The organism is Cellulosimicrobium sp. KWT-B, assembly GCF_002127155.1.
Classification (GTDB): Bacteria; Actinomycetota; Actinomycetes; order Actinomycetales; family Cellulomonadaceae; genus Cellulosimicrobium; species Cellulosimicrobium funkei.
On the sequence record NZ_NEDO01000001.1, the window covers coordinates 732,022 to 753,838 of the forward strand.

Annotated in this window: 20 protein-coding genes and 1 tRNA gene; 12 read left to right on the forward strand and 9 right to left on the reverse strand. The window is 68.3% G+C overall.

The window, feature by feature from the left end; genetic code table 11:
* Positions 1-12 precede the first annotated feature (12 nt).
* Positions 13-474, forward strand: a complete 462-nt coding sequence (locus B9L22_RS03130) for a DUF2809 domain-containing protein (RefSeq protein WP_086149166.1) — start codon at positions 13-15, stop codon at positions 472-474.
* On the opposite strand, the gene msrB is transcribed toward B9L22_RS03130, so the two are convergent.
* Both msrB and B9L22_RS03140 read right to left on the reverse strand, forming a co-directional pair.
* Complete coding sequence (gene msrB / locus B9L22_RS03135; RefSeq protein WP_034652513.1) at positions 443-871, reverse strand: peptide-methionine (R)-S-oxide reductase MsrB; 429 nt, start codon at positions 869-871, stop codon at positions 443-445. The genes B9L22_RS03130 and msrB overlap by 32 nt on opposite strands.
* A 75-nt stretch (positions 872-946) precedes the next feature.
* Positions 947-2,470 carry a DEAD/DEAH box helicase gene (locus B9L22_RS03140; protein WP_086149167.1) on the reverse strand — a complete coding sequence of 508 codons (1,524 nt, stop codon included), beginning with the start codon at positions 2,468-2,470 and terminating at the stop codon, positions 947-949.
* A gap of 295 nt (positions 2,471-2,765) precedes the next feature.
* On the opposite strand from B9L22_RS03140, the gene B9L22_RS03145 reads away from it, so the two are divergent.
* Positions 2,766-3,482, forward strand: a complete 717-nt coding sequence (locus B9L22_RS03145) for a M50 family metallopeptidase (protein ID WP_233139805.1) — start codon at positions 2,766-2,768, stop codon at positions 3,480-3,482.
* Between the two features lie 166 nt (positions 3,483-3,648).
* Here the strand turns inward: B9L22_RS03145 and B9L22_RS03150 are convergent, their stop codons facing one another.
* Positions 3,649-3,930, reverse strand: coding sequence for an iron-sulfur cluster assembly accessory protein (locus B9L22_RS03150; protein WP_021479822.1), 282 nt, complete (start codon positions 3,928-3,930; stop codon positions 3,649-3,651).
* A 442-nt stretch (positions 3,931-4,372) separates the two neighbouring features.
* On the opposite strand from B9L22_RS03150, the gene B9L22_RS03155 reads away from it, so the two are divergent.
* Positions 4,373-4,445, forward strand: a tRNA-Lys gene (locus B9L22_RS03155).
* A 493-nt stretch (positions 4,446-4,938) separates the two neighbouring features.
* On the opposite strand, the gene xerC is transcribed toward B9L22_RS03155, so the two are convergent.
* Entirely contained in the window at positions 4,939-6,132 is a 1,194-nt protein-coding gene (gene xerC, locus B9L22_RS03160) for a tyrosine recombinase XerC (RefSeq protein WP_158097133.1), read from the reverse strand.
* Between the two features lie 144 nt (positions 6,133-6,276).
* Here xerC and B9L22_RS19540 point away from each other — a divergent pair, with 144 nt between their 5' ends.
* Both B9L22_RS19540 and B9L22_RS03165 read left to right on the forward strand, forming a co-directional pair.
* Positions 6,277-7,863, forward strand: coding sequence for an LA2681 family HEPN domain-containing protein (locus B9L22_RS19540; RefSeq protein WP_158097134.1), 1,587 nt, complete (start codon positions 6,277-6,279; stop codon positions 7,861-7,863).
* A 74-nt stretch (positions 7,864-7,937) separates the two neighbouring features.
* Positions 7,938-8,288: a DUF732 domain-containing protein gene (locus B9L22_RS03165; protein ID WP_086149170.1), complete on the forward strand. Its 351-nt coding sequence runs from the start codon at positions 7,938-7,940 to the stop codon at positions 8,286-8,288.
* Positions 8,289-8,695: 407 nt separating this feature from the next.
* Here the strand turns inward: B9L22_RS03165 and B9L22_RS03170 are convergent, their stop codons facing one another.
* Complete coding sequence (locus B9L22_RS03170) at positions 8,696-9,304, reverse strand: hypothetical protein (RefSeq protein ID WP_143317034.1); 609 nt, start codon at positions 9,302-9,304, stop codon at positions 8,696-8,698.
* 53 nt (positions 9,305-9,357) lie between these two features.
* Positions 9,358-9,687: a DUF6221 family protein gene (locus B9L22_RS20725; protein ID WP_086149172.1), complete on the reverse strand. Its 330-nt coding sequence runs from the start codon at positions 9,685-9,687 to the stop codon at positions 9,358-9,360.
* 469 nt (positions 9,688-10,156) lie between these two features.
* Here B9L22_RS20725 and B9L22_RS03180 point away from each other — a divergent pair, with 469 nt between their 5' ends.
* From B9L22_RS03180 to B9L22_RS03195, 4 genes are all read left to right on the forward strand, one after another.
* Positions 10,157-10,417 (forward strand): hypothetical protein, encoded by a 261-nt coding sequence (locus tag B9L22_RS03180; protein ID WP_086149173.1) that lies wholly within the window; start codon positions 10,157-10,159, stop codon positions 10,415-10,417.
* Positions 10,418-10,559: 142 nt separating this feature from the next.
* A complete protein-coding gene (locus B9L22_RS03185) occupies positions 10,560-15,395 on the forward strand; it encodes a hypothetical protein (RefSeq protein WP_086149174.1) in 4,836 nt (1,611 codons plus the stop codon).
* Positions 15,392-15,781 carry a hypothetical protein gene (locus B9L22_RS03190; RefSeq protein ID WP_086149175.1) on the forward strand — a complete coding sequence of 130 codons (390 nt, stop codon included), beginning with the start codon at positions 15,392-15,394 and terminating at the stop codon, positions 15,779-15,781. Before B9L22_RS03185 ends, B9L22_RS03190 begins: the two co-directional genes overlap by 4 nt.
* 348 nt (positions 15,782-16,129) lie before the next feature.
* Positions 16,130-17,590 carry a DEAD/DEAH box helicase gene (locus tag B9L22_RS03195; RefSeq protein ID WP_158097135.1) on the forward strand — a complete coding sequence of 487 codons (1,461 nt, stop codon included), beginning with the start codon at positions 16,130-16,132 and terminating at the stop codon, positions 17,588-17,590.
* Between the two features lie 56 nt (positions 17,591-17,646).
* Here the strand turns inward: B9L22_RS03195 and B9L22_RS03200 are convergent, their stop codons facing one another.
* The gene (locus B9L22_RS03200) at positions 17,647-18,714 is read right to left on the reverse strand and encodes a hypothetical protein (protein ID WP_143317036.1); all 1,068 of its coding nucleotides are present in this window, start codon (positions 18,712-18,714) and stop codon (positions 17,647-17,649) included.
* Positions 18,715-19,008: 294 nt separating this feature from the next.
* Here B9L22_RS03200 and B9L22_RS03205 point away from each other — a divergent pair, with 294 nt between their 5' ends.
* Positions 19,009-19,623, forward strand: coding sequence for a hypothetical protein (locus B9L22_RS03205; RefSeq protein ID WP_143317038.1), 615 nt, complete (start codon positions 19,009-19,011; stop codon positions 19,621-19,623).
* 369 nt (positions 19,624-19,992) lie between these two features.
* Here the strand turns inward: B9L22_RS03205 and B9L22_RS03210 are convergent, their stop codons facing one another.
* Together B9L22_RS03210 and B9L22_RS03215 are read right to left on the reverse strand one after the other, a co-directional pair.
* Complete coding sequence (locus tag B9L22_RS03210) at positions 19,993-20,235, reverse strand: hypothetical protein (RefSeq protein WP_086149179.1); 243 nt, start codon at positions 20,233-20,235, stop codon at positions 19,993-19,995.
* A gap of 316 nt (positions 20,236-20,551) precedes the next feature.
* A complete protein-coding gene (locus B9L22_RS03215) occupies positions 20,552-21,013 on the reverse strand; it encodes an ATP-binding protein (RefSeq protein WP_021479821.1) in 462 nt (153 codons plus the stop codon).
* Between the two features lie 196 nt (positions 21,014-21,209).
* Here B9L22_RS03215 and B9L22_RS03220 point away from each other — a divergent pair, with 196 nt between their 5' ends.
* Positions 21,210-21,449 (forward strand): three-helix bundle dimerization domain-containing protein, encoded by a 240-nt coding sequence (locus B9L22_RS03220; protein WP_086149180.1) that lies wholly within the window; start codon positions 21,210-21,212, stop codon positions 21,447-21,449.
* A gap of 71 nt (positions 21,450-21,520) precedes the next feature.
* Positions 21,521-21,808 (forward strand): DUF4287 domain-containing protein, encoded by a 288-nt coding sequence (locus tag B9L22_RS03225; protein WP_034651273.1) that lies wholly within the window; start codon positions 21,521-21,523, stop codon positions 21,806-21,808.
* Positions 21,809-21,817: the final 9 nt, after the last annotated feature.

The window sequence follows — 21,817 nt, forward strand, 5'->3', positions numbered from 1 at the left end:
CCCCGGCGCGGCATGACCGTGCCCGACGGCGCCCGCCCGCCCCACGCCGCCCCGCGCGGTCGCGGGGCGGCCCGGGTCCGACGGCGGCCCGTCGTCGCGCTCGTCCTCGCGCTCGTCGTGGTGGCGGGACTCGTCGTCGCGACGCGCGTCCCCGACCCGTGGGGCGACGTCGGCGGCGACGTGCTCTACGCCGTCGCGACCTTCGTCCTCGTGGTCCTCGTGGCGCCGCGCGTGCGCCCGCTCGTGGCGGGCGCCGTCGCGCTGGGGTGGTGCTGGGCGGTCGAGGCGCTCCAGGCGACGGGCGTCGCCGCCGCCGTGAACGACGCGGTCCCGCCCGCGGCGTGGCTGCTGGGCAGCACGTTCGCGGTGCGGGACCTGGTCTGCTATCTGGTGGGCGTGGCGCTCGCGTGCGCTGTCGACGCGGGCGTCGGCGCCCGGTCGGCTACTCCGCGCCGGCCTCGAACGTCAGGCTGACCGAGTTCATGCAGAACCGGTCGCCCGTCGGGGTCTGGGGCGCGTCGTCGAACACGTGGCCCAGGTGCGAGCCGCAGCGCGCACAGCGCACCTCGGTGCGCACCATGCCGTGGCTGCGGTCGGTGAGCAGCTCGACGCGGTCGCCCGCGAGCGGGCTGAAGAAGCTCGGCCACCCGCAGTGCGAGTCGAACTTCGTGTCGGAGCGGAACAGCTCGTTCCCGCACGCCCGACACGCATAGACGCCGACGCGCTTCTCGTCGAGCAGCTCGCCCGTCCACGCGCGCTCGGTCCCGGCCTGCCGCAGCACGGCGTACTCCTGCGGGGACAGCTCGGCGCGCCACTCGTCGTCGGTCTTCACGACCTCGTAGGGCTGGTTCTCGTGGGTCTGGCTGGTCATGGTCCACCTCCGACCGTCCCAACCACGCCGACCGCTCCCGTGTTCCCGCCCCGCCCCACCCGCTGCGTGCAGGCGTCAGCGCGGGCTGGAGGTCGAGTAGACGGTGCTCGACCCGCCGGCGGGGCGCTGCGCGCGGCCGCGGCCACCGCGACGGCGGCCGCCGCCCTGGCCCGCTGCGCCGTTCCCGGTGCCCGACGTGCCGCGGCCGTCCCGGGCGCCGCCCTCGGGGCGACCCGCACCCGCCGGGCGCTGCGCCGGGCGCTGACCGCCCTGGCCGCGCGCCGCCGTCGTGCCCTGGCCCGCGGGCTGCGCGGCCGGACGTGCGCCGCCCTGGCCGCCACGACCACGGCGCGACGCGCGCGACCCGCCGTTGGACGAGCCCGTGCCGCGCTTCGCCTGCGTCTGCGGCGGCGTGATGTCGGACGGGCGCACGTACTCCGCGACCTCACCGACGAGCCCCTTGATCGTCGCGTCGCCCGGGGCGACCGGCTGCGGCTGGGCCGTGATCTTCGCCTTGCGCGTGAGGTCGCGCACGTCGCCGCGCTGCTCCGGGAGCATGACGGTGACGACGACGCCCTCCGACCCGGCGCGGGCGGTGCGGCCCGAGCGGTGCAGGTACGCCTTGTGCTCCGCCGGCGGGTCGACGTGCACGACGAGCTCCACGTCGTCGACGTGGATGCCGCGCGCCGCGATGTCCGTGGCGACGAGCACCTTGACCGCGCCCGACGAGAACGCCTCGAGGTTGCGCTCGCGCGCGCCCTGGCCGAGGTTGCCGTGCAGGTCGACGGCGGGCACGCCCGCCGCGGTGAGCTGCTTCGCGAGCTTCTTCGCCTGGTGCTTGGTGCGCATGAACAGCACGCGGCGGCCCGTGCCCGAGGCGAGCTCGTGCACGATCTGCTTCTTCGCGTCCGCGTCGCGCACCGCGAGGATGTGGTGCGTCATCTGCGGGGGCGCGGCCGCGGCGTCGTCCACCGAGTGGCGCACCGGGTTGCTGAGGTAGCGCTTGACCAGCTGGTCCACGCCGTTGTCCAGCGTCGCGGAGAACAGCATGCGCTGCCCCTGCTTCGGCGTCTTGTCCATGATGCGCTTCACGCCCGGCAGGAACCCGAGGTCGGCCATGTGGTCGGCCTCGTCGAGCACGGTGATCTCGATGCCGTCGAGCGTGAGCAGGCGCTGGTTGAGGAGGTCCTCCAGGCGGCCCGGGCACGCGATGACGATGTCGGCGCCCTTGTCGAGCGCGGCGACCTGGCGCGACTGCGCGACGCCGCCGAAGATCGTCGTCGTCACGAGCCCGAGCGCCTTGGCGACCGGCTCCATCGTGGCGTTGATCTGGTTGGCGAGCTCGCGCGTCGGGCACAGCACGAGCGCACGGGGCCGGCGCGGGTGGCGCGACGACTTCGCCCACGACAGGCGGGCGACGGTGGGCAGCGAGAACGCGAGCGTCTTGCCGGAGCCGGTGCGGCCGCGGCCGAGGACGTCACGGCCCTTCAGCGAGTCGGGCAGCGTGGCGGTCTGGATGGGGAACGGGGAGTCGATGCCCTGGCGCGAGAGCTCGCGCACGACAGGGGTGGGCAGGCCGAAGTCGGCAAAGGAAGTCACAGGTGATGGGCCTCTCGGGGCTCAAGGTCGGGGTCCGCCGCACGCAATCCGGGGGGATCTCCACGACGCCGGGCGCGCGGGATCGCGCTGCCCTCGAACGTCCAGTGTCTCATGCCCGACGACGGGCGGCCGGGTGAGGTGCGTCTCGGCACCCTCGGGCACAGGGCCCTGTGGTGGAATGTCGCGCGTGCACGCCCTGGCGAACGCCCTCACCGTCCTGCCCGCCCTCCCCCGAGGCGAGGTCGCGGGAGCGCCCGACGACGCCTCCACGACGGGCGGTGACGTCGCCGCGTCCGTGGGGGACGTCGTCGGGCAGGTGTGGGACGCGGCGACGACGCCCGTCCCTCCCCCGGCGGCCGCCGTGGTCGTCGCGATGGGCGTCCTCGCGCTCGTCGTCGTGCTCGTCACGCCCGTGTGGCGCGTGGCCCGGCACGTCGTGACCATCGCGCACGAGGCGTCGCACGCGCTCGCGGCCCTGCTCACGGGGCGTCGGCTCGCGGGCATCCGCCTGCACTCCGACACGTCGGGGCTCACCGTCTCGTCCGGGCGCCCCCGCGGGTTCGGCATGGTCCTCACCGCGTTCATGGGGTACGTCGGCCCCGGCCTCATCGGCCTGGGCGCCGCCGCGCTGCTCCGCCAGGGGTACGCCGTCGGGCTGCTGTGGCTGCTCGTCATGCTGCTCGCCCTCATGCTGCTGCAGATCCGCAACTGGTTCGGGCTCTGGTCCGTGCTCGTCACCGGCGCCGCGCTCGTCGGGGTGTCCTGGTGGGCGACGCCGCCCGTGCAGAGCGCCGTCGCCTACGCCGTGACGTGGTTCCTGCTGCTGGGCGCCGTGCGGCCGGTGCTGGAGCTGCAGTCCGAGCGGTCGCGCGGCCGGGCGAGCACCTCCGACGCCGACATCCTCGCGCGCCTCACCCGCCTGCCCGGCCTGTTCTGGGTCGGGGTGTTCCTCGTCGTGACGGTCGGCGCCGCCGTGCTCGGCGGGTCGTGGATCGTCGGGCCCGCCGCCTGACCCTCGCGTACCGGTCGCACCCCGGTAGCGCGACCCTCGCAGGCCGGTCGAGACACGACGACGGGCCGCCCGCCGGAGCGAGCGGCCCGTCGTGGGACCGAGGACGCGCCTGGAGGAGGAGGACGCGTCGTCGATGGGGTCCGGCGCGAGCGCCGGGAGCGTCCCGTCAGCCCTGCGGCGTCAGGACGAACGCCGGTCCCTGCGCGTTCGGGTCCGTGTCGAGCGTGAGGTTCGCGAGGGTCGGGGCCGTGGCGGACTCCACGAACACCTTCGCCTCGCCGTTCTCCACGACCGTGTCGTCGGGCTGCGGGGCGGGGACGAGCGCGAGCTCGAAGCTGCCCGCCTGGTCCGCCGACTCGGCGATCCGCAGACCGCCTCCCTCGGGGACGCCGGCCTGGGTCTGCAGGTCGTGGACAGCGGTACGGGCGTTGTCGGTCAGGGTAAGCACGAGAGCTCCTCTCGTCGCCGGGCGGAACCTGCGGGACACGTCCGTGCGGCCCACGCCTGGCCGGCGTGACCTGCCGTCGGTGCACCCTCCCGCGGGCTCCTCGGTCTTCTCCACCGAAACAAGAACCCGCGACCGTCGCAAGCGAAACGCCCGGTTCTCACCAAATTTCTCACGGAGCAAGACCGCGGGTGACACGTCGCAGAGCACCGCATAGGGTGCGCGCCCGCGGGGGTCGGCGTCTGAGTTCGGCACATACTGCCGGGGTCGGCACGTACTGCCGGGGTCGGCACGTTCTGCCGGGGTCGGCACGTACTGCCGGGGTCGGCACGTACTGCCGCGTTCGGCAGTCGCACGTGCCGATCTGGGTCGGGGCTGCCGAACTCGGTCGGGACTGCCGACGGCGGGGCGCGGGTAGCCTGTGCGTGGACGCCACCGACGTCCAGGGCCTCTAGCTCAATCGGCAGAGCTGCGGACTTTTAATCCGTAGGTTGTGGGTTCGAACCCCACGGGGCCCACTAGAAGCCCTGTAATTGCAACGTTTCTGGCCTCTCCGGCGGAGAGTAGGCCACTAAATCCCCTGGAAACCCCCCGGTAACGCGGTTCCTGGCGGGCGCGCACGGGCGTCATCCCTCACGCGACGTCGGCGCCACACTCAGGGCACCGTCGCACCGCAACGCGCGCATAGCTGTCGGGCACGGCGCACCGATGGACGCACAAGATGCTGACGCGGTGCGGCACGGCGGTCCCAGGTATCGCACCCCAGCTGATGATGTGCTGAACTCTCGCCCGCGCGCTTGAACCACAGCCCGGACAGTCAACATTGACCCACTTCTCGATGACGCTCATGCACAGCCTCTGCTCTCGTCGCTCCCGCTGTGCTCGCCCGCGCCGCCACGGAGAGCACCCCGAATCGCGGTCTTCTTCACGACCCGGTGTAGCCCCCGCAGCACCATGGCGCCGCAGTACCCACCGTGCAGCATCCGCTACCCGCTCGCGAGATAGAACGACCTAGAGCACTTCCGCCGCGCGCGTCGTGGCGGGCCGACGGTCCATGTACACGTCCGTCGTGATCGACGGGGACGCGTGCCCGAGCTGGCCGGCAATCTCCCGCGCGGTCAGGCCCCGCTGATCCATGAGTGTGGCCGCCGTGCGTCGGAACGTGTGCGACGTCGCCCAATCGAATCCGGCCCGGTCCAGCATGCGACGGATCGTCTTCGTCGTGTTCGACGGGTCGCGGAGCTTCCCGCCCGGGGACGGGAACACCACGTCATCCGGCAGCGTGTGTTCCATCGTGTCTCGGCGGACGCGTAGCCGGTCCGCCAACCACTCAGGCAACTGCACGACACGGCGACTGGAGTCGGACGCGTGACGCTTCGTCTTCGTGCCCTCCTGGATAGAGACGCCCTCCCCCGGGACGCGTACAAGGGTGGCGTCGATGCGCGCTGTGGCCCGCCCATTGTCGAGGAAGACCCGCGACCACCTCAGGGCGCACGCCTCGCCCAGACGCGCACCCGTGCCCGCCAGGAACGCCATCAGGTCGCCCAAGTCGTGGGCCAACGCGTGCTCGTCGGTGTCCATGAACGTCAGCACCGCCGCACGCTCCTCCTCCGTGAACGCGCGCGTGGTGTCGCGGGCAGTTCCCTTCCGCTTCGGGGCACCCTTGCGCTTGATCCGGTCGACTTCACGAACCGGGTTGGCGGGGATGGCTCCGTTGCGGACGGCGAGCCCGAGGATGCCGGACAGGACGGTGCGGGCGGTCTTGGCGACCGCCGGCCCGCCCTCCTTGTTGATGTCCTGGAGTGCCCGATTGATCGCGGCCACGTTCAGCTCGCGCACGGTCCAGCCCGCGAGCGGGCCCCGAGACTTCGGGTCGGTGGGGCTGCCCGTGATGTACCGGCGCAAGATCGACGAGTACACGGCCTTCGTGTTGGGTGACCGTGACTCGTCGCCCTGGAGCTCTTCCTCCCACTCCGCGGCCAGTTCCGAGAACGTGGTCGCCGGGGTGATGGCGCCCTTCATCACTGGGGTGACGCGCTCACGCAGCGCCTCTTCAAGCAGGCGCCGCGCTTCGACCTTCGTGGCGCCGTAGCGCTCGACGTCACGAACGATGCCATCCATGTCGCGCACCTTGGCGCGGGCGCGCCAGCGGTCCGCCTTCCGCGTCCCGGCGGGCGCGGCACGGTACTTGCCGTCGTCGGCCAAGAGCTGGGGCGTGGTGGCAACGTTGCCCCACTCTCCGAGTTTCATTCGTGGTCGAGCCACGCCAGGCCTCCCATGCCGAATCCGGGGGGTAGTTATACGCCAAGTCTACACTCTGCACTTACCGAGCCTGCGGAAGGACTTCCAATGATCGATGACCGCCAAGCGTCCCGTGTCCAGCAGGCGGCCCATCGCGAGCTCGAACGGGCAGCCAGACATGCCGAGAGCATGCCCGCAGTCACGCTCGCGGGCGTCCTTCAAGCCGTCGATAAGTTCAAGAACCTGGCGATCCCCGACCCGGTGCGAGGCGATCTGTACTTTCGAGCCTCTTCGCTACAAATCAATGCGTCGAATCGCCTAGGCAAGCCAGAAGGCCTGAGGCTTGGCCTCTCATGGGCGGAAGAGGCAGCGGACGCTTGGGCCCAGTCGAGGCATCTCCAAGCACAGGCACACTACAACGTCGCGAACGCTCGGGCCGCGCTGGCCGCAATCGGCACTCGAAACGATGCCGGAAAGCGCCAGGTGGCCCTTTGGGCCGAGCGCAGGCAATTTCTCGAAGCGAGAAGGCTGTTTAGCACCGTCGGCCACGATGGATTGGTCGATGGGCGAACCCGAGCGATGGCTCTGTGCAATCTCGCCAACGCACTCGACGATGCGGGCCGTTGGGTTGAGGCCTACGACACGTACGATGAAGCAATCCGACTTGACCCCACCAACGGAAACGCGTTGGGGAATGCCGCAGAGCTGTTGCGTCGCAGAATCTACTCGGGCCGGGGACACAGCGGCCATCTCGCGGCCGTTTACAATGAGCTGGTCAAAGCGGCACAGTTGCGCCTTACCGAGACCGAGGCCATCGCAGGGAAAGAAACGGCCCAACGATGGGCGAGCATGAAGTTGATCCCAACGGAAGGACATCTGCTTCACTCTGGGACCGGCGGTGAATACGAGCGATGGGTGACTCGCCATCGACTCGCACTTTCGGAAGTGGTGGAAGGGCTCGGGTCTGACGATCCGCGTTGGGATTCCGCAACCGTCAACCGGGTTCATGTTCGACCGGGCGAGCCTGATCCGCCACGGATTTTTGGTGGGTTCGCCAGTATAAAGGCTGAGTTCTTAGTGGCCCGTAAACTAGCCTACGACGGTGGGCGCATGCTGCTCGAATCGCTCTATTCGCAGCACCCTAGCGACACGGGCACCTATCCCGAACTCGGCGACGGCTCGCTATTCGGCCAGACCCCAGCCATGCTTGTACTGGCTCAGCGATGCACACTTGACGTTCTCGACAAGATAGCGGTCGCGGCAAATGACCACTTCGGATGTGGAGTTCCGCCGAGTAAGGTGACATTCTCTAACTTCTGGCGAGATGGCAAGACCGGGGCGATACGGCAAGGACTGCCCGCACCGGCCGACCGAATGTCCGCGGTTCATGCACTCGCAGAACTAGCCATTGACCTCGAAGGGCTCGGCGGAGAAGCGCCCGGCATATACGCGGTCGGAAAGACCCTCCGTAACGCTGGGACTCACAGGATCGTCTATCTAACGCATGGTGTTCCGACGGGGCCAACAACCGATTCCTACAGCACGATCGACGCCGATCGGCTAATGGCTGCAGTTCATCTATCACTTTTTGTCGCGCGAGCCGCATGTTTGTACCTTATCGACCTGATCGAGGACGGAGAGGAGCTTCGCGGCAGCAGCGAGGCGCCAGCAATCCCACTACCCGGGCAGGCCTAGCGCCGGCCGGGGGGCGTTCCGTCGCCGCGTACTTCACCCTTTCCAATGACACGTCGCTCTGCCAGATTGGTTAGGTGATCACTGCTGCCCAGGGGCGCCTCCCGACGATGCTGGTGCTCGCGGCCGCGGTCCTCGGCTCGGCCGCGTGTGCGGGTTCGCCGCGGACCTCCGTGGAGTGTCCGGACTGCAACTCGGCGGAGTTGGACTACCTGGAAGCCCTCGTCGCGGGATCATGGGAGGAGGGTGACAAGCTGGACGCCGAGGGCTCAAAGTTCTTCGTCGAACTGGGGTACGCGGCCTGCGCGAATCAAGACTCCGATGCCACGTTGGAGGAGGCGACGGCGCCCCTGGTGGCGGCAGGCCTGAGCGCTGGCACAGCCGGGATGGTAGTTACTTCCGCGTCGGCTTTCCTTTGCCCGGAGTGACCCGTCTGCACGTTCGGCACCGCCGCCGGCCGTCCGACGAGTACACGATCGTGTTCTCTGCCGTGTACTCGTGCCCGTGCGGGCAGTGCGTCTTGGCCCGCTGATACTCAGACCCGTCGCGCTTCTCTGTGGACCCATGCCGATACCACCGGTTGTAGTGCATCGGGCAAAGCCCTCTGCCCTTGATGTCGGTGCGGTCGCACTCGTCGACCGAGCACTCGGTTGGGCGCGCTGCCCGCGCCTCTGCGGTCGCAGCGAAGTGCGCACGAGCACGCGTGGCAAGGTCATCGTCGATCAGCCACGGACCCGAGTCACCGGCACGGTCCACGGACTCCCGGAGCCATCGGCGCACAATGGAGGCGCTGACGCCTGCCTCGTCCGCGAGCTGCTGCGGCGTCCAGTGGGAGTTAGACACGCTGCCTCACCGGCTCACGCGTGTAGCGGCGCCCTTGCCAGGACCGGCCGCCAGCGACGAACCCTAGGAGGACGACGTCGTACTGGTTCGCTGTCGCGGGCACCGCGTCGAACGTGACCCGCGTCCCGGTTGCGTCCGCCTGGGCCAGCAGCGGCCCCACCAACGCCTCCCGTAGCCGCCTCCCGTGGCCCTGCCCGACCGGCGCGGCCATGTGGTCCTGGATGTGCCAGGCACCGTGTCGAAGCCGAACACGCACCGTCGCGGTGCCGTCTTCGCTTAGGTACACCCGTGACCGCTTGTCGCTGAGGACGTGGAACGAGTACACGAGCAGCACGACCACGAACACGGCCGCCGCGACGAGGAGCATCACGACGAGCACGGGCAGGAACAGGAGGAGTGTCACCCAGCCGGCGGAGAACCCGAGCACTACGAGCATGAACACGATCGCGAACCCGACCATCACGAACGTGATGCTCAGGAGCCCCGGCGAGCGCAGGAGCTTCCACAGCGCATGACCAGAAAGTCGAACCAGCGCGCCGACGTCGGCGGTCGTTCCAACTCGCACCCCAGGTACTGGCTGCGGCAGCGCGGTATCCCCCATGGCCGGGAGACTACTGGCCCCGTGCCGGTCGCGGGAGTGCGCGCGGCAGCGCTTCAGGGGTGAAGTCCAGGGCCGGGGCGCCCGGCCTTGCTCAGCCACGACGGGTCGAAGTCCGGGTGCGACCGGTATACCTCTCCGAGTGCTCTGAGCACGGCCTCACGAGACAGCTCGTCGGACTCGACCAGGCGCAGGAGGGTGCGCCTCATGGTGCAGTCGGCTTCCACGCGGGCGGGGTTGAACACGTACTGGAACGGGCTCGACAGGGGCGCCGGGTAGAACCCTCCCTTGGGCCTGGGCGGCGGCGTGATGCGACCGCGCTCGTCCCGCGCCAACCACTCCTCCGACGCGAACTGTTCTTGCAGGAACTCGACCAACCCACCCATGCATCTAGTCGAACACACGTTCGAACCCTGGTCCAGTGGCTGGCTGGCGCACAGGCCCGGGAGTGCCCAGATTGAGGCGAACTGTCCTGGCCGCGCGCGTCCGTTACTGAACTGTGACCTTGCAGTCGTGGGCCCACAAAGGCGCAGGTCGCTTCGCAATGCTGTATATAAGCGCACTCGAAATGCACCGGAACCACCCCCGAAAAAGGGGGTCGTGTCATAGGGGGCGGCTTAGATGGCTTAATATGCAGCGCTCACCACAGACGATCAACAATGACCCCATCCCCTCCAATCTCCTGACCGAGAAGGAGTTGGCCGCCCGCTGGCAGGTCAACCCTGGCTGGCTCGCCACACTCCGTTCGCAACGACGCGGACCCGTGTACCGCAAGATCGGCTTCAACGTCCGCTACCGCCTCTCCGACGTCGAGGCCTACGAGGACAAGCACGCGGTCAACACCAGCGGGACCGTATGAAGACGGCCCACCGGCCGCAGGCGCGGCCTTCCAAGAAGTCCAAGCCCGAGACGCTCGGCCAGGCTCGTAACTGGGAGCGGCTCAAGAACGTCTACCTCGCGCGCGGACTCTGTCACCGCTGCGCCAGCCAGGCCGCCTACGGCCACCAGCTCGGGTTCCTGTCCCTTGAACACGAGCCTTGCGCGGCCTGCCGGCCTCTGGTCGCCACCTTCCCTCGCGAACGCATGAACGGCTGGCGGGCACTCGCGAACGCGTAGGCGCCGTTTCAATGCGCGCCCCAGCACTCGGGGCACTACAGGCACCCGGAAGCGCTGAGACGCGCACAGGATCGCCGTACAGACAGCAATACGCGGGCCTTTGACGTGCCCGCACACTCCCCGACGACCCAGAGGACCAACCTTGCAGCCCAAGAAGCACGACCTCATGACCCGAATCGGCGCCGCCTTCGAGGCTGGCGCACCCCTCGGCGCATCCGTCGGAATCGCCAAGGTCACCCGCGACCAGGACCAGGCCCGTGCAGCCGGTCGACTCGCACAGCCGTCCTCCTACTTCGGTGTGCAGCAGCCGACGCTCCGGCAGTCGTTCGAGGGCGCGGGCTCGCAGGCGTCGTTCAAGCAGGAGCAGGCGAAGGTCAAGTCGAACCCGCAGCTGCGATCGGATGGCGCAGGGAACTGGCTGCTGGAGGCGATGGGTGCCCCGGTCCGCTGGGTGGGCGACTACTACGGTGCGGCGTTCCGGTACGGCAACGACCAGATGACGCAGGGTGGCCCGGTCAACGCGTTGCAGACCCTGGGGTCCGTGCTGCCTGGGTTCGCGTTCACTGACCCGGAGTTCCGGGACAACTACTGGTCGCAGGAGTTGCAGAACGAGTCGTCGGTTTCGCAGGCGGTGTGGGAGCAGGGCCGTGCCGCGTTCCAGCCTGAGGGGAAGAACGCTGGCTCGTTCGACCCGGTGACGGGGCGCACGACCCTGCCGCTTCTGGACGACCCCGAGCTGGTGGGCGCCCGTGCGGAGTATTTCGGGTCTGGTGGGCAGAAGTGGGTGACGGGTGTCGCGGATGCGGCGTTCAACATCTACGCGGACCCGCTGGTCCTGGCGACCGCGGGCGGTTCGAAGGCGTTCCAGGCTGCCCGTGCGGTGGACGCCGTGGACGTGGCGGCTGCCGCGAACGCGTCCCGCCTGAACCGCGCCGCGGCCGAGTCCGTCGAGGCGGGGTCGTTCAAGGCGAACCGCTTCCAGTCCGCCGTTGAGCGGACCACGGACCGGTACTACGACGTGCTGAACCAGCCCGGTGGTCTCGCCGCGGTGTCGAAGGACCCGCTGATCGCGCAGACCACGGACGCTGGCGCCGTGGCGTTCATGATGCGCCGCGCCCGCGAGATTGGTGTGGACGAGGCGGACGCCAAGGGCCTCATGGACCAGGTGATCTACGCGGGTGCTGGCGACCGCAAGGCGTTGAACACGCTGCGTGAGCGGTCCGACATGCTGTCCCTGGAGTTGGAGCGCATGGTGGGGCCGAACGCCGACACGGCGGCGGCCGAGATTCTGGGCAACCCTGCCATCTCGCACAAGGACTCCCTTGCCCTGCTGGACAAGGACGCGCTGGTGCAGCGTCAGGTGGACGTGCAGCAGCAGCAGATTCGTGACGAGCTGGGCGCGATTCAGCGTGTGATCGACTCGGGCACTGGTGGCCTCGGGATCGACGGCGTGTCTGCGACGGTGAAGCGCGGGCAGGCTGCTGCGGTGCGTGAGACGCCGGGGATGGTGGCGGCGTTCAAGGCGGACCGTAACGCGGCATCGGTTGTGAAGACGTTGGCGGGTTCGCCGGCGCTGCACCCGGTGCACCTGGTCGCGGGCCGTCACATCCCGCAGACGTTGAAGCTGTCCGCGGATGACGCCTACGAGGGCTTCGAGGCGGCGACTGGCCGGGTGGAGCGGATGCTCCGCAAGGACAAGAACGACGAGGCGCTTGGGCTGCTCGCGGAGTTTCGTGACCGGTTCGTGTCGGCGCGGTCGTCGCTCGACCCGGGCCTGTCTCGCACGCAGCGGCACGAGGTGGTTCGCGACTTCAACAAGTTCGCGGAGGACTACCTGGTGTCGCGGCACGCGGGCCGCCATGGCGTCAGCGCACCCGAAATCCGCTGGGCCGTGCGCGACATCGTCGGACGACGCAACGAGGAGATGGCGCGACTTGGTCTCAGCGCCAAGCAGGCGCTGGACGCCGAGGGCGCGACCACCATCGCCTCCGACGACGGCATCTACGCCCTCACCGACGAACTCGCTCGATCCATCGCGACGTCCCAGTTCCAGGACGTCGTGTCCATCGTCGACTGGAAGGCCGTCGACAACGCTCTCGGAACCAGGCTCACGCCCGGCATGATCCGTAAGACCGCGACGGGCGCGTACCAGTGGGCTGAGGCCGGGCTGGCCTCCTTCAACGACCTCTGGAAGTTCGTCGCGCTGCTACGCCCCCTCGGCTACCCCGTCCGCGTCCAGGTCGACACGCAGGCTCGTGCGTTGGCGCACATCGGGGTGATGCGCCACGGCCTGACCGCGATGCGCGGCATGGGCAACTCGCTGCGGAACCTGGAGCGCGTCGACAAGGCCGCCGTCGAGCTGTACCAGCAGAAGATGCTGGCGCACGCCCGTCTGGAGGAGCTGGACGAGACGATCCCGTCCCTGACGGGGAAGCGCCTGAAGGCGGCGACCGCGGAGCGGGCCCGTCAGCAGTCGATCATCGACAAGACGCTGGACGACTTCAAGGCGGAGCGACCCGACATCGAGGGTACGGTTCGCCGCGGGAAGACGGACCTGAAGGCGTTCCAGGGTTCGTCCGCGGGCCTCGACGCCAAGACGGGCGAGTTCACCGCCCCGTCCATCACCGATCCGTACATGGGCGGGCGAGAGGCCTACACCCGGGTGCACGACCTGACCGACGCTCGAGCCTCCATCCTCGGACTCATGGAGACCCAGCGGACCCTGACGCTCCGCAGCCTCCGAAGCTCCGGCCGCTACGCGCTCGTCGACGCCAAGAACCCCGGCTGGGGTGACGCCTACCTCGACGCCGTCAACCGGCACGTACGCAACGACCACGTGCTGAAGTCCCTCGCTGGCGGCGCCGACGACCAGACCCTCCTGGCCTGGATGCGCGAGACCCCGGAGGGCCGTGAGTATTGGGCGGCGTTCGCGACCAACCAGAAGGGAGAAGCGAAGTGGCTCAGTGAGCTAGACCTGCTCAACTCACAGCGTGAGCACGTGGACGCGCTCCTGCCCACGCAGGAGATTCGGAACCGGGCCATGGCCGGCAACCTCCGCGCTGAGGACATCGACGTCGCGTTCCCGGAAGGGACGCCGCGGCCCGTCGTCCCCCACAACCTGAAGGAAGCCATCGACCAGGGCAACCCCCTCGTCAACGGGTACAACAAGGCTCGCAGTACCTACTTCAAGTACGCCGCCGAGATTCCCGAGACCGTCATGGGGCGTCACCCCTTCTACCGAGACGCCTTCTCCCGACGCCTCGAACACCTCATCTCGCAGACCGGCCGCGAGTCCGCCACCCTCACCCGCGCCGAGGTCCACCAGCTCCGCAACCGTGCGGACCTGCTGGCGCGGCGGGACGTGGCGAAGGTCATGTTCGACACGTCACGGCAGTCGAACCTGGGCTACCACATGCGGTTCCTGATGCCGTTCTACTCGGCGTGGGAAGACACGATGGCGAAGTGGGCGCGCATCTTCGGTGAGCACTGGGAGGCTGCGCCTCTGATGCTGAAGGCGTACCAGGCACCGAACAAGATGTTCGAGGTGACGGACGAGGACGGTAACCGCATCCTGCCGAACGGCGACGTGGTGCGGGTCCTGGAGGACGGTTCCCTGGGTGAGGTCATCGGCCACGAGGCCGATCCCACGAAGGGGTACATCCACATCCCGATCCCGAAGGCTCTCGCGGACTGGGCGGGCGTGGACGACAACGTGCGCGTGTCCAAGGGGTCTATGAACGTCATCTTCCAGGGTGAGCCGTTCTGGCTGCCCGGCCCGGGGCCGCTCATGTCGATCCCCGCCAACGAGGCACTGGTCAAGGTGCTGCCCTCGGCCTGGGCCGAGCACCCCATCGGGAAGTGGCTCCTCCCCTACGGGCCCACGGCGGACAGCGCGACGGACCAGGCGCTGCCCCAGTGGGTACGCAACGCGCGCACCGCCATCGACCAGTCCATGAGCGAGGACCGGTTCGCGCAGACCTACGCCCAGCTGCTGGCCGAAGAGATGCAAGCCCAGACCACGGGCGAGAGCGAGCCCAAGACGAAGGCCGAGACCATGGCCCTCGTCGCCAAGCGCACCCGGAACTTCTACATCATGAAGGCGTTCGGCTCCCAGGCGCCGTTCTCGACGTCCCCTCAGGGGCGTCTGGAGTGGTACCGGCAGGAGTGGAACCGGTACATCGAGGAGTACGGGAAGGACGCGGAGGACAAGTTCCGCGAGGACTACCCGGACTATTTCGACATGACCATCTCGCTGTCTCTGAACGAGACGGGGGTGCGCGCGTCGGATGCCGCGATGGACGAGGTGAAGAAGTACCGGAACCAGGTGGCGCAGACCCCGGAGTACGGGTGGGCGTTCGCTGGTGCGGCGAACCTTGGGGGCGAGTTCTCCCAGGGGGCGTACCAGCAGCAGAAGCGCCAGACGATCGGGGTTGGCACGTCGAAGACGTGGCGCACGATCAAGGACCCGGGCGAGGCGTACAACGAGGTTCAGGTCAGCAAGGGTTGGAACGACTGGAACAAGTTCCAGACCATGCTGAACCTCGCTCTCGACGAAGCCGGCACCACGATCCGCTCCAAGGGGGCGGAGGACTTCCGGCTCATCCGCGACGAATTCCTGTCGCAGATGAAGCAGGAGAACCCTGCGTGGGCTGCGGCCTACGAGTCCGGCTTCACGGGCGACGGCGCGGTGCGGTTCCTGTCGACGATGGGCACGGCGATCCGGGACAACAAGTCGCTGGCGTCCCGGTCCGACATGCAGCAGCTGTCGACCTACCTGGAGAGCCGGAAGATGATGCGCACCCGCATGGCGGAACTGGGCATCACGTCCCTCGACTCGAAGAAGGCTGAGGAGTCCGGGCTGGCCGAGATTTGGGCCGAGTGGGTCCAGGCCCTCGCCGCGGAGGACGTGGGTTTTGAGCAGATGGCCAACCGCGCCCTCGCCGCGGACGACCTGTCGGCCGAGGTGGTGATCGGTTGACGGCCCCGAAGAAGACGCCCCGACAGGAAGCCGACCAGCGAGCGGTTCAGCCGCTCGTCTGGCTCAACCTACTTCTCGACTATCGAGCGCCGGGGAAGACCCCGACGGTGATCGGCACAGCCGCGGCCCTAGCCATGTACGCCGACTCGTCCGAACGACGACGGCCCATCTGGCCCGGCAACACCACCATCGACGGGCGGCTGGGCCTCAGCGCAAAGAGCCACGGACAGTCCGCACAGAGGTCCATCCGGCTACTCCGTGACTGGGGGTTCCTCGTCGTTGTCAGCCCCGACGAGTACCCGGAGGTGCCGGAGTTGCGAGCCCTCGACCGGCGGAAGCTGGTCTACGTCCTAACCGCTCCCAGCCTGAAGACACCAGAAATCTAGTGTGAAGACGAGACCAGGAATCTAGTCACTAATCTCTCCATGGTGAATCTCTCCATCAGAGAGAGATTCACTACATAGAGTAAAGCCTATTAGGCACCAGAAATCTGGTGCCTTCTCCGGGACCGATCACGGACCACGAGGTGACGGGTGCCTTGGGCCACCCATCACCGTCCCGGGTCAAGCGGCGAAGCCGCTACCTCGACCCATCCCGTCACGGGAATCAGAGCGGCCGGCGGAGCCGCCGCTCTCCCACCACCAACCGTCACGGCCAACAGCGTCGCGCCCACGCGACGCCACCACATGGTCGGCGGCACGCGGCACGCGCGTGCTCACACCCCTAGGGAACCCATGACCAACGAGACCTTCGGCGTCGACCCCCACCCGCACCAGGTCGCGGGTGCCGACTTCCTCGACACCCACCCCCGCGCGATCCTGGCCGACGAGGTCGGCCTCGGGAAAACCATCCAAGCCGCGCTCGTCATCGAGCGCGCATCCCACCACGACGCGTTCTCGGCCCTGGGCCGCCCCGACGGCCCGCCCGTCGTGTGGGTCACCGACGCCGCACTCATCAACCAGACCCTCGACGAGCTGCGGCGCCTCCTGCCCCAGCTCACCATCGACGCGTCCACGCACAAGGCGTGGGCCACCAACCCGTCCAAGAAGGCCACCCAGGAGTGGGCGACGCTCGCCCACGACCTGCACACCGTCGTCATCTCGTACGACACCCTGCGTACCCGCCTCGACACCAACCTCGTGTCGCACTGGCGACCCCACATTCTCGTGCTGGACGAAATCATGGCCGTCAAGGGCGGCAAGACGAACTGGGAAGCGGTCCGCACCCTCTCCGCCCGCGCCACCCGGTGCATCGGCCTCACCGCCACACCCGTCGAGACGGTGCCCCCCGAGACATGGGCCGCCCTCGCCGCCGTCGGCACCCCAGGCCTCTGGGATCAGGAGACCTTCGACCGCGAGTTCGTCGAATGGGCACCCGCCGGCACCAACATCCTCGGTGACCCGCTGCCGCCCCGCGCCGTCGGGTTCCTCCCCGGCGCCGAGACCCGCCTCCGCGAATACCTCAGCGGCGTCACCCTTCGCCGGACCGCCCAAGACATCGGACTCGCGCTCCCTACCCTTTATCGCAAGACCACATTCGTCCCACTGACCCCGCCCCAGCAAAAGCAGCACGACCGCTACGCCAACATGCCCGGACTCTTCGGCCACCAGAAGCGAGCCAAGGCCGCCAGGTACGCCGCAGGCAGCTCCGCGACCGCAAATGAGTTCATACGCCTCGTTACGGCTGCTGACTATCACCAAACGCCGAAGGTGATCGTGTTTTCGGAGTTTCAGGATGTGCTGAATGTGGTGTGTGAGCGTCTGCGTTCGGTGGGTGTGTCGATTGTTCGGGTGGATGGTGGTGTGGATCGTGCGGGGCGTGCGAGTGCGGTGGCTGCGTTTCGTGATCCGGCGGGGCCACGGGTTTTGGTGGGGTCGTCGGTGTTGGAGCGCGGGCTGAATCTGCAGACATGCGGGGTGTTGGTGTCGTTGGATTCTTCTTGGAATCCTGCGCGTGAGGTGCAGCGGGAGGGGCGGATTCGGAGGTTGGGTTCGCTGTTCCCGTGGGTGGTGCATCACACGGTGTTGCCGGATGTTCCGGATGCTCGGAGGAAGGCTGGGGTGCTGGCTGGGCGGGAGGCGGTGGCGTCTCAGGTGCTGTCCGGGGCACCCCGGCAGGAGCCGTGCGGGCGGGATTGGTGGGCTGAAGAGCAGACGCGCGTCCTGACTCACCACACGATGGGCGTGTGGGGTTGAGCGTGTGGGGGTGTAGGGGGTCCATGTAGGGGGTGAAGTTAGGGGGCTGGTGAGGGCTACTGGAAGAACGCTGCACCTGGGCGCTTCATCGGCGCCGCCTCCGGTACGACAAACCTCTGCTCCTGCTTGAGGCCGGCACGACCGCGGGCCGCGAGTTCGCGGAGGATGAGAAACCTCAGGCCGCTGCGTAGTTGCGCATAGGAGAGCGAATTTCGGGCGCGCCCTGGACCGTCCCCGAACACCTCCGCCACAAACCCACCGCCATGTTCACCTGCATGGATGTACTGCGACCGCCTCCCGTAGGCCGCCCGCACAGCCTTCCGCAACGCGCCTGGATCGTCTGCGAACTGCATCGACCGGAGGCCCTGATCGACCCAACTCCCCTCGATAGCTTCGCCGGTATTCGCATTGATCCCCCAGACATATCCACGGACCTTTTCCCGCCAAAATTCAGGACTGACACCCTGGCAAAAGTACGTGGTGAACTTCTCCGTGAGCTTCACATGCTGCTCGCCGAGCAGTTTCTCTCTAATCGCCGCAGCTTGATCAGCGCTCAGGTTCTGGGAGTCGAGGAACTTATCCCAACTCTTTGCTCGGTGCCAGTCGTCCCATGCAACGTACGATGGGCCGAACCGGGATGCCAGTGCCTCGATGCCACCCACTGCCAGCGCGTATGCACCCGTAATGTCGCGCGTATATAGCAATGCGGAGTTGTAGTGCATGCGCATTGCAGCCGTGATTGCCGCGGCGTCCGCGGGTTCCATTGTTGAAAGTCTTGCAGCATAGTCGGCGATGCTGTTCCGCATTCGAGACCACGGAGGCATCGGTGCCGCAAGCTCGGGGTCCATCTGGTGCGTCATCGGAAGGAAAAGGGCCGTTCCGGTCCCCTCGACACCCGCGACGACTTCCGGCGCTACTTGACAGCGCCTGTTCGAGGCGAGCGTTAGAAGCGAACCAAATAGTGCGTTTCGGTCGTGATCAAAGACGTCGGTTGCCGCCTCCGGCTGGACGAACCGAAGGAAGGACGCAGACGCAGGCGCTTCCCCGATCTCGTACACCTGCCCCAGCGGCTCTAGGTTCAACAGCCCAATCCCGGATAGCGCGGCCAGCCCGGGGTATGTCACGCGCTGCGTCATAGTTTGGGTAGCACGACCGGCCTGCACGTCTCCGATCCACTCGCGCAGGTGATGTGCGCCAGTTGCGTCATCCATCATTTCTTCCTCCGTTCGGACACGACTGCAAGAAAGCCAAGGGCGCGACAGTACCACCCCTTAGTAGAGTCGCGGATTCAACAAGGGGCCGGTCAACTCAAGACCCCAAACAGACCCCCACCCCCTACTGTCTAGTTCGCAGAGTCCGAACAAACTTCACCCACCGAACCGTCTACTCCTGCCCGACATGGCGAGGAGGATGTGGATGTGGGACTAGGTGAGTTCGTCCTAGAGCGACGCCTCCGTCGGTGGCTGCGCGAGTACGACGCGGCGTTCGATTCGGCTTGGAGCCAGGTCGAGTATCAGTCGGCAGTCGCGCTGGATGCTGCATCGCACCTGTCCGCGGCGCTGTTCCAGGCGGATGCGGCGCTGCGTGGTCGCTTGCCCTCGGACTTCCGCGCCGAGTGCGCAGTCGCGAAGGTCTTAGCGCTCCGCGAGTCGGGCGTGGTGACACTTCGGGACTACCTCGAACCCATGTGCTCGAAGGTCGCAGAGAGCCCGCACGGCCTGCGCGTGGAGGTCCGCGCCTGGTTGGAGCACTTCCCGAACGTGGACCGTCTCGCTCTCGCGAGCATGGAAGCCTCCTGGGCGATGCACGCCGCGAACGACCTGCCGGTGATGCACACGAGCTATCGAGAGATGATGGCGAAGTTGGTCTACGGAACCGTGGCCGGCCTCGTAGCCCGCGAGCATCGATTCGAGGTCACGCAGATCGAGACGTACTTGATGAGCCACGCCTCGTTGGTGACTGTCTCCGCAGCCACTGCCCACGAGCAGCTTCGTGCGTGGGCCGACCAGGTGGACCTTGACCTGTCGCGGTGAGGGCCTAGCCTCCGCGCTGTTCTGCGCTCTCCTGGTGCGCGCCCTGGGTGCACCCCTAGACCGGTGGGAGGACCGCCGCCAGCACGCGCACTAGAGGCGCACACAGAGAGCCCCACACCGGTAATCGGTGTGGGGCTTCTTCTGCGTTCCGAGGGCCAGGCATGAGTCACCCCGCCCCTGCGGCGGGTGGCCGTGGGTGCGGGGTGACGTTGGTGCTGACTCTGCCGAGGGACTTGTCAGCATGGGAGTGCAGGCGACGCGGGCCCGCGTCAGCGTGGTGGTGATGATGACGGGTGCTGGTGCGCGTGGTCCACGGCAGCTCCCCTTCCTCTTGCGCCGTTGGTCCCGGTGGCTTCGGGGTGGGCCGCGTCAGCGGCTCAGGACGTACATGTCGACCAGGCCGGCGGGCGAACCCGCGGAGACGATGCCGAGAAGGTTCCAGCCATTGGCCTGGGCGTGCGTGAGGTCGTCGGGCGTGGCACCTGCCGGGATGGGCAGGACGGGTGACCCGTCGGGGTAGCGCTCGGTGATCGGGGCGCTACCGAACACGAGGACCCCGAGGTCGCCGGTCGGGTTGGTGCGGAGGGCTGATGAGGAGGGCGAGACGTCCATGACTGCTCCCTGCGTCGGTGGCTGGGCGGGTGCCGTTTGCCTGTCCCCCTGTTATCCCCCTCTTACGTGCTCACTGTCAAGCATCCCGGATGAGACACCCCGAGATTCACCCGTGGTGTTGCGATACGTGGAAACGGACACCGCAGGACAGGGACACACTACCCTTTAATCCGTAGGTTGTGGGTTCGAACCCCACGGGGCCCACCTCCTGACCCGCGGACGCCCCAGCTCTCTCACGGCGCCACCCGGCGGACGGCCACACCCCCGTCGGCGCCGGCCAGCGCCGCGCGCAGGCTCGGGTCGGGTCAGCAGACGCTCAGGCGGTGAACGTCGCCCAGACGGTCTTGACGTCGTCGGTCCGGTACCAGCCGACGTCGAGCGAGAGCTGGCGGGCCATGTGCAGGCCGACGCCGCCTGCGCCGGGGATGCGGCGCCCGGCGTAGACGGGCTCGGTGGACACGTCGTGGTCGGCGACCTCGAGGAGGAACCGGTCGCCGCTGCGGGCGAGGCGCACGATCGTCGGGGGCAGGCCGTGGCGCAGCGCGTTGGTCGCGAGCTCCGAGGCGATGAGGACGAGCTTGTCCGGCGTGGACGAGAGCCGACCGGTCGACGCGACGCCCTGGCTCTCGAGCGTCGCCACGAGGCCGGCGCGCAGCGCGGAGAGCTCCTCCGTCGTGGAGAGCACCCACTCCTCCACGAGCTGGTACTCCTCGGGCGGCATCGACGTGATGAGGTCGGCGTCGTCGAGGGGGACGTCGATCAGGGTCTGGTCGTCCACGCGGGGGTACCTCCAGCGGCTTGAAGGAGCGGAGCGGCCACCCTGACACGCGAACCCCCGGCCCGCACCCCGTCCCGCCCGGCTCACCGGCGGCCCGCCGGCCCGGCCACCGGGACCGGGCTGGTCAGCGGCCCGACGCCGCCCGTTCATCCCCCGTTGGTTGCGCGCGGGACGGGTGCGGCCGGACCGTCGGACCATGGCGATCGAGGACGAGGACCGCGAGATCGACGTCGTGGTGGAGCGGGTCAGCTCGCGCTTCCCGGACGTGCCGGTGGACGACGTCCGTGAGCAGGTGCTCGCGGAGCTGGGCCGGTACCAGGCCGCGCACGTGCGCGACTTCGTGCCGGTGCTGGTGGAGAACGCGGTGATGGACGTGCTGCGCTCGGGCGAGCGGGCGCACCGGCCGCCCCGCGGGAGCGTGCACCGCGACCGATGAGTCCGGGTGTGGGCGGCCGTCGGTACGTTCGCGGCGGGTCGATCGACCTGCCCCGACGACGAGGAGCTCGCATGTCCTTCCAGGCCTATCTCGACGCGGTCGAGGACAAGACCGGTCTGACCCCGCGCCAGCTGGTCGACCTCGCGCACGAGCGCGGGTTCGACGAGACGACGAAGGCGACCCCGATCCTCGAGTGGCTCCGGGACGACTACGGCCTGGGCCGCGGGCACGGCATGGCGATGGTCCACGTCATCACGAAGGGCCCGCAGATCTCGTCGAAGCACGTGGGGTCCGACGGCTCGCACCGCGACGACTCCGACACGCTGTGGCTCGACGGCAAGGCGACCCGGCCGGCCTGACACGCGGCG

Bases quoted from the DNA above. Each gene is read 5' to 3' on its own strand.
- B9L22_RS19540 (WP_158097134.1), top strand. From the start codon at position 6,277: ATGATCGATGACCGCCAAGCGTCCCGTGTCCAGCAGGCGGCCCATCGC.
- B9L22_RS03220 (WP_086149180.1), top strand. From the start codon at position 21,210: ATGGCGATCGAGGACGAGGACCGCGAGATCGACGTCGTGGTGGAGCGG.
- B9L22_RS03225 (WP_034651273.1), top strand. From the start codon at position 21,521: ATGTCCTTCCAGGCCTATCTCGACGCGGTCGAGGACAAGACCGGTCTG.
- B9L22_RS03170 (WP_143317034.1), bottom strand. From the start codon at position 9,304: ATGGGGGATACCGCGCTGCCGCAGCCAGTACCTGGGGTGCGAGTTGGA.
- msrB (WP_034652513.1), bottom strand. From the start codon at position 871: ATGACCAGCCAGACCCACGAGAACCAGCCCTACGAGGTCGTGAAGACC.
- B9L22_RS03130 (WP_086149166.1), top strand. From the start codon at position 13: ATGACCGTGCCCGACGGCGCCCGCCCGCCCCACGCCGCCCCGCGCGGT.
- B9L22_RS03180 (WP_086149173.1), top strand. From the start codon at position 10,157: ATGAAGACGGCCCACCGGCCGCAGGCGCGGCCTTCCAAGAAGTCCAAG.
- B9L22_RS03195 (WP_158097135.1), top strand. From the start codon at position 16,130: ATGACCAACGAGACCTTCGGCGTCGACCCCCACCCGCACCAGGTCGCG.
- B9L22_RS20725 (WP_086149172.1), bottom strand. From the start codon at position 9,687: ATGGGTGGGTTGGTCGAGTTCCTGCAAGAACAGTTCGCGTCGGAGGAG.
- B9L22_RS03210 (WP_086149179.1), bottom strand. From the start codon at position 20,235: ATGGACGTCTCGCCCTCCTCATCAGCCCTCCGCACCAACCCGACCGGC.